Raw genomic sequence first — 11,077 nt, 5'->3', positions numbered from 1 at the left:
ATCATGAATGAGATAAATACACCTGTCAATACAAGATGGGTGGGTAAGTGATTTAAAACAGGGCAGTCTACAAGACTGCCGGAATCGAAAATAGAGGAACCACATGTTGAAGAAAACCGTATTAGTCCATGCTTTGGCGTTGGCATTTGGAGGAGCGGCGCTGACCATAGGCGTGGTCGAGCCGGCAATGGCGCAATCGAACGCGTCGGGTTCGGTGTTCGGTAAAGTTGCGGCTGGCAGTGGAGACACCGTCGTACTGAAGAACAATGGCACGAACGCGAGCCGTGCGACCGCCGTCGATGCCGCCGGCAACTTCCGTGTCACCAGTATGCCGATCGGCACCTATACCGCCACCCTGGTGAAGGGCGGTAACGTGGTCGGCACGACCCAGCTCGAAGTCCTGGCAGGCCAGGGCGTCGAAGCGGGCTTCTCGACCGGCGCGGTGCAGACCGTGCAGGTGAGCGGCCGTCGTGCCCGCCTTGACGTGTCGAGCTCGGTCAACGGCGCCACCTTCACCGCACGCGAACTGGAAAAACTGCCGATCGGCCGCAACGTCGAATCGATCGTGCAACTGGCCCCGAACACCACCCGGGGCGACCCGAGCTACGCGGCTGGCGCAAGTTTCGCCGGCGGCGCCGCATCGGAAAATGCCTACTACATCAACGGCATGGTCGTGACCAACCCGCTGACCCAGCTGGGCGCGATGGAACTGCCGTTCGGCGCAATCGCCCAGGCGCAGATCCTGACCGGCGGTTTCGGCGTCGAATTCGGCCGTTCGACCGGCGGCGTGGTCAACATCACCACCAAGTCAGGCACCAACACCTGGGAAGCCGGTGCCATGGCCTCGATTACCCCGGCCTCGACCCGCGCCAAGTACCGCGACGAATACTATGCAAACACCGGCGCGTTCCCGGAAACCGACAACACCCTGTATCTGCGCCGCTCGCAAAACGAAGCTTCGCAGAAGCAGTACTCGGCCTACGTCGGCGGTCCGCTGATCAAGGACACCCTGTTCGGCTTCGTCGCGCTGGAGCAGACCAAGTCCGACGCGCACCAGGTCGTCGGCAGCACCGTGTCGACCACGCTGGCCAACAGCGGCTGGCGCGATGCCGAAACCACGACCAAGCGCTACTACGGCAAGCTGGACTGGAACATCAACGACAACCATCGCCTGGAGCTCACCTCCATCGGCGACCTGCCGCAGACCGACTACAGCTACCGCTCGTACAACTACGGGACCGGCGCCGTCGGCTCGACCGTCACCTCGTCGATCCACCAGGAACTCGGCCCGGCAAACGCGAACGGCGGCAAGATGAACAGCCTGCGCTATGTGGGCAACATCACCGACGACCTGACGATCAATGCGCTGTACGGCAAGATGAAGTCGGAACACATCTACCAGCCGACCGGCTACGATCCGAAACTGGGACAGGTATCGGCCGCGGCGGCCAACCGCTACCCCGGCTTCAGCTATACCGCCGGCCAGAAGGTCAGCGGCACGATTCCGCTGAGCGGCGCGACCGACGACTTCACCTCGAAGCGCCTGGACCTGGAATACAAGCTGGGCAAGCACACCCTGCGTGCCGGCCTGGACAACAACACGGCGAAGTCGGTGAATGCCGGCGAAGGTTATGCGGGCGGCAGCCTCTGGCAATACCAGCGTAACTCGAACGTGACGACGCCCCTGACGGTGTCGGGCGGCGTCCTGCCGGCCCCGCTGAACAGCTATGGCGGCATCGCTGCGCAGGGTTACTACGTCCGCAACATCATTTACCAGACCTATTCGAACGCCTTCGCCGGCCAGGATGCCCAATACCTGGAAGACCGCTGGCAGGCGACCAAGGACGTGCTGGTGACCCTGGGCGTACGCCGCGAAGGCTTCTACAACGCCAACCAGGACGGTACCAAGTACATCGAGATGAAGAACCAGCTCGCGCCGCGCCTGAACGCGTCGTGGGACGTGAACGGCGATTCGTCGTTCAAGGTCTTCGGTAGCCTGGGCCGCTACACCATCCAGATCCCGACCCTGGTCGCACTGCGTGGCGCCAACGGCTCGAAGTACACCTTCCAGTACTACACCTACACCGGCACCGACGCCAACGGCCTGCCGACCGGCACGACCCAGCTGACCGCGCCGATGTCGAACAACAACGAATACGGCCAGGCCAAGGATCCGCTGACGGTCGCCGCGCAGAACATGAAGCCGGCGTACCAGGACGAGCTCACCGTCGGCATGGAACGCGCATGGAGCCGGGACCTGAACTTCGGCGCCAAGTTCACCTACCGCAAGCTGAAGTCGACCATCGACGACCTGTGCGATTCCCGCCCGTTCGAAGCCTACGCCGAGCGTAACAACATCGACACCACGAACTGGGGCGGCTTCAACTGCGCCACCTTCAACCCGGGCCGCGACAACGACTTCATGGTCGACTACGCCGGCAACGGCAGCCACACCAAGGTGCACCTGACCGCGGCGGAACTGGGCTTCGACCAGCCGAAGCGTACCTACGCGGCGCTGGACTTCTTCCTGGAGCACCCGTACCGCAACGGCTGGTACGCCAAGGTGAACTACACCCTGTCGCGCAACAAGGGCAACACCGAAGGCCAGACGCTGTCGGATACCGCGAGCGCCCAGGGCGACGTGGCGGCAACCCAGACCTGGGACTATCCGGAGCTGATGTATGGCGCCAACGGCCTGCTGCCGAACGACCGCACGCACCAGATCAAGGCCTTCGGTTTCTACGACGTCACGCCTGAGCTGACCGTCGGCGCCAACCTGCTGCTGTCGTCGGGCCGTCCGCGTTCCTGCTTCGGCGCCGATCCGGAATCGCGCGGGCCGAACTACGATTCGGCGGCGCACTACTGCTTCGGTGCAACGGGCGAAGAAAACGTGTTCTCGCCGCGTGGCAGCGTCGGCCGCCTGGGATGGGAAAAGACCATGGACCTGAACCTGGTCTACAAGCCGAAGATGGTCGACGGCCTGTCGCTGCGCATGGACATCTACAATGTGTTCAACAGCCAGACCATCCAGAAGGTCAACGAGGCGTACAACTCGGACCTCGCACGTGTCGCCACGTACGAGATGCCGACCTACTTCACCGCGCCGCGCTCGATGAAGTTCACCGCCGAGTACAACATCAAGTTCAAGTAATCGGACTTGACGCTTGATCCCGCCGCCAGCGCGGCGGGATCAGCCAGGCCCACGCTTCGGCGTGGGTTTTTTTATTCCCAGGCGGCGTTCAGGGTCGCCAGCGCCGCCAGCCCGGCGGTCTCTGTACGCAGCACGCGCGGCCCCATCGACAGCGCCAGCGCGCCGCGCGCCAGCGCTGTTTCTTCTTCCTCGGCGCTGAAACCGCCTTCCGGCCCGATCATCAGCGTGACCGCCCGCGCCGGCGTGGCGCGCGCCCAGCCGGCCAGCGATTGCGTCGCGCGCGGCGACAGCAGGATACGCACGCTGTCGTCCGGCTGCGCGATATACCGTCCGAAGTCCTGCAAGGGCCCGAGGCGCGCCAGCCGGTTGCGCCCGCACTGCTCGGACGCCGCCACGATCACACCTTCCCAATGCGCCTGGCGCTTGTCCGCACGCTCGCCCGACAGCTTCACCACCGAGCGCGCCGCCGCCAGCGGCTGGATCGCCGTGACGCCCAGTTCGACCGCCTTCTCGACGATCCAGTCCATTTTATTACTGCCCTCGGGCAGGCCCTGGGCCAGCGTGACGGACCAGGGGAGTTCGACGTCGATGTCCTCCACGGCGAGGACTTCCGCGCTGGCGCGCCGCTTGGCAATCTCGCGCAGGCGCGCGCGCGCCTGGCCGCCTTCGCCGTTGAACAGCACCAGTTCGTCGCCGGCCTGCTGGCGCACGACGTGCAGGTGGTGGGCGACCGCTTCCGGCAGGTCGACGATGGCGCCCGCGACGAGCGGCTGGGGACAATAGAAACGTGGCATGGATGGCAATTCGTGAATAGGGCAGACCGGCATTTTAAAGCGTCGGCGCAACGCTCTGGTAAAATACCCGGTTAAAACCAGCTTGTGCGCCACCGCTTTCAATCCTCAGACTCACCACACCCATGAAACCTCTGCAAACCACCACCCTGATGGCCAACGCGATCCGCGCGCTGGCGATGGACGCCGTCCAGAAAGCCAATTCCGGCCACCCGGGCATGCCGATGGGCATGGCCGAGATCGCCGTTGCGCTGTGGGACGGTCACTATCGCCATAATCCGGCCAATCCGGGCTGGATGAACCGCGACCGCTTCCTGCTCTCGAACGGCCACGGTTCGATGCTGCACTACGCGCTGCTGCACCTGTCGGGCTACGACCTGTCGATGGACGACCTGCGCAACTTCCGCCAGCTGCATTCGAAGACCCCGGGCCACCCGGAAGTCCACATCACGCCGGGCGTGGAAACCACCACCGGCCCGCTGGGCCAGGGCATCGCCAACTCGGTCGGCATGGCGCTGGCCGAGTGGCTGCTGTCGCAGGAATTCAACCGTCCGGGCTTCGACATCGTCGACCACCACACCTACGCCTTTGTCGGCGACGGCTGCCTGATGGAAGGCATCTCGCACGAAGTGGCGTCGCTGGCCGGCACCCTGCGTCTGAACAAGCTGATCTGGCTGTACGACGACAACGGCATCTCGATCGACGGCAAGGTCGAAGGCTGGTTCACCGACGACACCCCGAAGCGTTTCGAAGCCTACGGCTGGAACGTGATCCCGGCCGTTGATGGCCATAGCGTCGCAGCGGTGGATGCCGCGATCGCCGAGGCGAAGACCTCGGACCGTCCGACCCTGATCTGCTGCAAGACCATCATCGGCAAGGGTTCGCCGAACCTGCAGGGCGGCGACAAGGTGCACGGCGCCGCGCTGGGCGACAAGGAAATCGCGGCGGTGCGCGAGCACCTGCTGTGGGATGCGATCCCGTTCGACATCCCGGCTCCTGTGTATGAAGCCTGGGACCAGAAGCAGAAGGGCGCCGAAACCGAAGCGCAATGGAACCAGCTGTTCGACGGCTACCGCGCGCAATTCCCGGAGCTGGCCGCCGAATTCGAGCGCCGCATGAAGGGCGAGCTGCCGGGCAAGTTCGAGGAAACCCTGGCCGCCGCCATCGCCGCGACCGTGGACAAGAAAGAGACCATCGCCACCCGCAAGGCCAGCCAGAACGCGATCCAGGCCCTGGCACCGGTGCTGCCGGAATTCCTGGGCGGCTCGGCCGACCTGACCGGCTCGAACCTGACCAACTGGAAGGAATCGGTCCCGGTGCGGTCCGGCACCCCGGGTAACCACATCAACTACGGCGTGCGCGAATTCGGCATGGCCGCCATGATGAACGGTATCGCCCTGCACGGCGGCTACATCCCGTTCGGCGCTACTTTTCTCACCTTCTCTGACTACAGCCGTAATGCATTGCGCATGGCCGCGCTGATGAAGATCCGTTCGCTGTTCGTGTTCACCCACGACTCGATCGGCCTGGGCGAAGACGGCCCGACCCACCAGTCGGTCGAACACGTGTCCTCGCTGCGCCTGATCCCGGGCCTGGACAACTGGCGTCCGTGCGACACCACCGAGTCGATCGTGGCCTGGGGCGAAGCCGTCAAGCGCAAGGACGGTCCGTCGACCCTGATCTTCTCGCGCCAGAACCTGCCGTACATGGAGCGTGACGCATCCACCGTCGCTAACATCGCCAAGGGCGGCTACATCCTGCGCGATGCAGCCAACCCGCGTGCCGTGCTGATCGCCACCGGTTCCGAAGTCGAACTGGCGATGAATGCCGCCGCCACGCTGGCCGGCCAGGGCATCGCCGTGCGGGTGGTCTCGATGCCGTCGACCGACGTGTTCGAGCGCCAGGAAGCGGGCTACAAGGCGCAAGTGCTGGGCAAGGGTATCCCGCGTGTGGCGATCGAAGCCGGCGTGACCGACTTCTGGTACAAGTACGTCGGCCTGGAAGGCGCGGTGGTCGGCATCGACAGCTTCGGCGAATCGGCGCCGGCGCCGGTGCTGTTCAAGCACTTCGGCTTCACCGTGGAGAACGTGGTCGGCAAGGTCAAGTCCGTACTGGCGTGATCATTCGGGCAAGCTTTTTGCGCTATGCTTCGACGATAAGATTTTTTTCAATCAGGAGTAGACAATGACGATCAAGGTAGCAATCAACGGCTATGGCCGCATCGGCCGCAACGTGCTGCGCGCTTTCTATGAAGGCGGCAAGAAGCAGGACATCCAGATCGTGGCGATCAACGACCTCGGCAACGCCGAGCACAACGCCCACCTGACCCGCTACGACACCACCCACGGCAAGTTCCCGGGCACCGTCGTGGTCGAGGGCGACACCATGATCGTCAACGGCGACCAGATCCGCGTGTTCGCGCAGCGTAACCCGGCCGAAATCCCGTGGGGTGAGCTGGGCGTGGACGTGGTGCTGGAGTGCACCGGCTTCTTCACCACCAAGGAAAAGGCATCGGCCCACCTGAAGGGCGGCGCCAAGAAGGTCATCATCTCGGCACCGGGCGGCAAGGACGTCGACGCCACCATCGTCTTCGGCGTCAACCAGGACGTGCTGAAGTCGACCGATACCGTGATCTCGAACGCTTCGTGCACCACCAACTGCCTGGCCCCGCTGGTCAAGCCGCTGCACGACGCGATCGGCCTGGAAACCGGCCTGATGACCACCGTGCACGCCTACACCAACGACCAGGTGCTGACCGACGTGATGCACGAAGACCTGCGCCGCGCCCGTTCGGCCACCCAGTCGATGATCCCGACCAAGACCGGCGCGGCCGCCGCGGTCGGCCTGGTACTGCCGGAGCTGAACGGCAAGCTGGACGGCTACGCGATCCGCGTGCCGACCATCAACGTCTCGATCGTCGACCTGTCCTTCATCGCCAAGCGCGACACCACGGTGGAAGAGATCAACGCGATCATGAAGAAAGCCGCCGACGAAGGCGCGCTGAAGGGCATCCTGACCTACAACACCGAGCCGCTGGTGTCGGTCGACTTCAACCACAATCCGGCCTCGTCGAACTTCGACGCAACCCTGACGAAGGTGTCGGGCCGCCTGGTGAAGGTGTCGTCGTGGTACGACAACGAGTGGGGCTTCAGCAACCGCATGCTGGACACCACCGTGGCGCTGATGAACGCGAAGTAATCGCCGTCTCGGCCTGAACGACACCCCTGGATCGGGAAACCGGTCCAGGGGTGTTGTTTTTTGTGAATGCTAAAGTGAATTGACAAGAAGCTGTTTCAGAAATACAACGACCGCTACAGTTTTTTACAAACGGCAAAAAAACCACTACAAAAAATCTTTCCTCTCGGCGACACTCTGGCTGTGCGTACATGCAATGCACATAACAATTACAAGCCGAGGGAAATCTTGAACAAGCAACTCATGCTGAAACGTAGTGTGATCGCCGTCGCGGTTGCACTCGGGGGAACGTCGATCACGTTCGCCCAGACTGTAAGTGGTGGCAGTGAAGGTGGTAACGGTAACGGAGACAATTCACAGATGCAGCGCGTGGTCGTCACGGGCTCCAACATCAAGCGTACCGACAGCGAAACCGCATCGCCGGTGCAGATTCTGCGCCGTGAAGAGATCAAGCAGACCGGCGCGAGCACGGTGCGCGGGGTCCTCGACACCCTGACCAATTTCGACACCGGCACGCTGCGCGACAATGGCAGCTCGACCAGTTTCGCACGCGGCGCATCGGGCGCCTCGATCCACGGCCTGGGCAAGGCCGCGACCCTGGTGCTGGTGAACGGCCGCCGCGTCTCGAACTATGCGTTCGCGGACGGCGGCAAGGAAACCTTCGTCAACGTCGACACGATCCCGGCCGATGCCATCGAGCGTATCGAGATCCTGGCGGACGGCGCATCGGCAGTCTACGGTTCCGACGCCATGGCCGGCGTCATCAACATCATCACCCGTTCCACCTTCGAAGGCGTGCGCGCGACCGCCGAAGTCACCCGCCCGCAAGGCATGCACCTGGGCGGCGAGAACACCGCCGCGATCACCGCCGGCAAGGGTAACTTCGACCGCGACGGCTACAATGTGTACGCCACCGTCGAAGGCTACCGCCGTTTCGGCTACATGCTGGCCGACGTGCAGCCGTATTACGCGCCGTGGCACCGCAAGTACGTCAGCCCGGCATTCGGCGACCCGAGCGTGTATTCCTTCCCGGGCAACCTGAACGAAGCAAAGTCCTCGACCCACCCGGCGATCCGCCAGCCGGTCGCGACCTGCCCGGCGAGCCAGCTGAATGCCGGCGGCCTGTGCACCAGTAACATCAACGGCCTCAACCAGTATTCCGACCCGGCCCAGCGCGTGAACCTGTTCAGCCAGGGGCGCTTCAAGGTGTCGAGCACCACCACCGCCTTCGCGGAAGTGGCGTACTCGAGCACAAAGACCACCTACCAGACACTGCCGTACGCCAACGCGGCTGGTTCGGCCAGCAACTGGTTCGACGGCAATACCAAGACCTCGCAGTCGGTGCCGAAGCCCAAGCTGGCAGTCGGCAACCCGGCCAACCCGTTCCCGTATCCGGTCGGTATCGACTACCGCTTCATGGATAACCTGGACATGTGGCAGAGCCCGTCCAAGGCGACCCAGTACCGCGTGATGGCGGGCCTGGAAGGCACTCTGGCCAATGGCTGGGACTGGCAAGCGGCAGCCGGCCGCGTCGGTGGCGACGCCAAGTCGCGCGACCGCGGCGCCGACCGCGATGCGATGCCGGCGGCGGTGTCGAGCGGCGAGTACAAGATCGGCGGCCCGAACCCGCAAGCGCTGCTGGACCGCATGTTCCCGGAAATCGGCACCAACGCCAAGCTGTCGCAGGACTGGGTCGACGCCAAGATCAGCGGCGAAACCGGCCTGCGTCTGCCGGGCGGCCCGCTGAGCTTCGCCGTGGGCGGCGAATACCGTCACGAGAGCATGTTCATCCGCTCGACCGACAACGTGGTCGAGGCCCGCATCATCGGCCGCGGCTCGCTGTGGATCGACGGCGAGCGCAACATGGGCGCCCTGTACGGCGAGCTGATCGCGCCGATCACCAAGACGATCGAAGCCGATGCCGCGGTACGCGTCGACAAGAACCAGGGCTTCGACTCGCACGTGTCGCCGAAAGTCGGCCTGAAGTACCAGGTGGTGCCGCAACTGCTGCTGCGCGGTACCTTCGCCGGCGGCTTCCGCGCACCGAACATTCCGGAAACCCTGGGCAAGGTCGGCCTGACCGGCTTCTTCAACAGCACCCTTGACCCGAAGCGCTGCGACACCGCCACCAAGATCCGCGACATCCTGAAGACCGGTAACGCCAACGACGTCTCCGACGCCACCGTGGCCTACAACTCGGGCTGCCTGACCTCGGTGCCGGCGATGATCTCGTCCAACAAGAACCTGAAACCGGAAACCTCGCGCAGCCTGACCCTGGGCTTCGTGCTGGAGCCGATCAGGAACGTCAACGCTTCGGTGGACTACTGGAAAATCGAGCGCCGCGACGAGATCGCTTACCGCGACATCAACTACGTGCTGGCGCGTGAAGACAATGCCGGCTACAAGGACCTGATCGCACGTAACGCGGTGAGCGAACAGGATACCCGCCTGGCCGACCGCGCGAACCAGCTCAAGCCTGGCGCCAACCTGGCCTTCACCAGCGGTAACATCCAGTCGCTGCTGCTGAATTACGAGAACTTCGGCAAGACCGAAAGCTCGGGTGTGGACATCGATGTCAACTCGCGCTTCAACATGGGCAGCAACGGTTCGCTGATCCTGGGCCTGAAGACCACCGTCGCCCTGAGCTGGAAGCAGTGGGACATCGATGCCAACGATTATCGTCCGAACACCGTGGGCAACCGCGGCACCCCGAAACTGGTGTCGGTCCTGAGCGCCACCTGGAAGAAGGGCGACTGGGCCTCGACGATCCGGGTCAACCGCACTTCGGCCATGGCACTGAACTTCGACGAGACCGACCAGGCAACGTGGAACGTCGCCGGCTGCCAGGCACGCATCAAGCCGACCGACGACCTGCCGTGCTTCCAGCGCGCTTCGCTGCGTACCGACCTGAACTTCTCGTACACCGGGTTCCGCAACCTGCGCCTGGCGCTGAACATCCGCAACGCATTCAACGATGCTGCGCCGATCGACCTGCGCGGCGGTTACGCGCTGCGTCCGCGTCAGATCAAGGCCACTGCGGAATACGCGTTCTGAGCGTTTGACTTGCCTTGACTAAAAAGCCCACCGGTTCACACGCACCGGTGGGCTTTTTTTTCGGCCGGCTTTTTCGGCCTATTTTTTCTTCGGCCAGGGCGTCAGGATCTCGAAGCCATCCCTGGTCACCGCGATCATGTGTTCCCACTGCGCCGACAGGGAGTTGTCGGCCGTGACCACGGTCCAGCCGTCGTCGAGCTGGTCGACGTCGGCCTCGCCCGCGTTCAGCATCGGCTCGACGGTGAAGGTCATGCCTTCCTTCAGCAGCAGGCCGGTGTTCGGGCGGCCGTAGTGCAGCACCTGCGGGTCTTCGTGGTAGACGCGGCCGATGCCGTGACCGCAGTATTCGCGCACCACCGAATAGCCGGCCTTCTCGGCCAGGGTCTGGATCGCATGGCCGACGTCGCCCAGGCGCGCGCCGGGCTTGACGACGCGGATCCCGGCCATCATCGCGTCGAAGGTGATGTCGACCAGGCGCTTCGCTTCCGGCGACGGCGTGCCGGCGAAGTACATGCGGCTGGTGTCGCCGTGCCAGCCGTCCTTGATCACGGTGACGTCGATGTTGATGATGTCGCCGTCCTTCAGGACATCCTTCTCGCTCGGGATGCCGTGACAGACCACCCCGTTCACCGAGGTGCACAGGGTTTTCGGGAAACCGTGGTAGCCGACGTTGGCCGGGGTCGCCTTCTGCACCTTGCGGATGTATTCGTTGCAGCGCCTGTCGAGTTCCTCGGTGGAGACGCCGGGCGCCACGTATTCGGAAATCATCTCCAGCACCTCGGCGGCCAGGCGGCCGGCGACGCGCATCTTGGCGATGTCCTTGTCGTTCTTGAGTTTGATGACCATGTATATATAGTGTGATCGCCGGACCTTGCGCCGGCATGCC

Annotated in this window: 6 protein-coding genes; 4 read left to right on the top strand and 2 right to left on the bottom strand. The window is 63.8% G+C overall.

What is annotated here, in order from left to right:
* The first annotated feature begins 187 nt into the window (after positions 1 to 187).
* A complete protein-coding gene (locus ACI48D_RS05510) occupies positions 188 to 3,151 on the top strand; it encodes a TonB-dependent receptor (RefSeq protein ID WP_435570204.1) in 2,964 nt (987 codons plus the stop codon).
* Positions 3,152 to 3,222: 71 nt separating this feature from the next.
* Here ACI48D_RS05510 and ACI48D_RS05505 read toward each other — a convergent pair whose 3' ends face one another.
* Positions 3,223 to 3,945 carry a 16S rRNA (uracil(1498)-N(3))-methyltransferase gene (locus ACI48D_RS05505; RefSeq protein WP_435570203.1) on the bottom strand — a complete coding sequence of 241 codons (723 nt, stop codon included), beginning with the start codon at positions 3,943 to 3,945 and terminating at the stop codon, positions 3,223 to 3,225.
* A gap of 122 nt (positions 3,946 to 4,067) precedes the next feature.
* Here ACI48D_RS05505 and tkt point away from each other — a divergent pair, with 122 nt between their 5' ends.
* From tkt to ACI48D_RS05490, 3 genes are all read left to right on the top strand, one after another.
* A complete protein-coding gene (tkt, locus tag ACI48D_RS05500) occupies positions 4,068 to 6,062 on the top strand; it encodes a transketolase (protein ID WP_435570202.1) in 1,995 nt (664 codons plus the stop codon).
* Between the two features lie 64 nt (positions 6,063 to 6,126).
* Positions 6,127 to 7,140 carry a type I glyceraldehyde-3-phosphate dehydrogenase gene (gene gap / locus ACI48D_RS05495; RefSeq protein WP_435570201.1) on the top strand — a complete coding sequence of 338 codons (1,014 nt, stop codon included), beginning with the start codon at positions 6,127 to 6,129 and terminating at the stop codon, positions 7,138 to 7,140.
* Between the two features lie 357 nt (positions 7,141 to 7,497).
* Complete coding sequence (locus ACI48D_RS05490) at positions 7,498 to 10,191, top strand: TonB-dependent receptor plug domain-containing protein (RefSeq protein WP_435570200.1); 2,694 nt, start codon at positions 7,498 to 7,500, stop codon at positions 10,189 to 10,191.
* 78 nt (positions 10,192 to 10,269) lie between these two features.
* On the opposite strand, the gene map is transcribed toward ACI48D_RS05490, so the two are convergent.
* Entirely contained in the window at positions 10,270 to 11,037 is a 768-nt protein-coding gene (gene map, locus ACI48D_RS05485; protein ID WP_435570199.1) for a type I methionyl aminopeptidase, read from the bottom strand.
* Positions 11,038 to 11,077: the final 40 nt, after the last annotated feature.

Source organism: Massilia sp. LXY-6 (assembly GCF_051233485.1).
Classification (GTDB): Bacteria; Pseudomonadota; Gammaproteobacteria; order Burkholderiales; family Burkholderiaceae_D; genus Telluria.
The sequence above is the reverse complement of the archived record's forward strand: the minus strand, read 5'-3'. Positions and strand labels throughout refer to the sequence as shown.

Excerpts from the sequence above, each read along its gene's own strand:
- ACI48D_RS05510 (WP_435570204.1), top strand. The coding sequence starts at position 188 with ATGGCGCAATCGAACGCGTCGGGTTCGGTGTTCGGTAAAGTTGCGGCT.
- ACI48D_RS05505 (WP_435570203.1), bottom strand. The coding sequence starts at position 3,945 with ATGCCACGTTTCTATTGTCCCCAGCCGCTCGTCGCGGGCGCCATCGTC.
- tkt (WP_435570202.1), top strand. The coding sequence starts at position 4,068 with ATGAAACCTCTGCAAACCACCACCCTGATGGCCAACGCGATCCGCGCG.
- gap (WP_435570201.1), top strand. The coding sequence starts at position 6,127 with ATGACGATCAAGGTAGCAATCAACGGCTATGGCCGCATCGGCCGCAAC.
- ACI48D_RS05490 (WP_435570200.1), top strand. The coding sequence starts at position 7,498 with ATGCAGCGCGTGGTCGTCACGGGCTCCAACATCAAGCGTACCGACAGC.
- map (WP_435570199.1), bottom strand. The coding sequence starts at position 11,037 with ATGGTCATCAAACTCAAGAACGACAAGGACATCGCCAAGATGCGCGTC.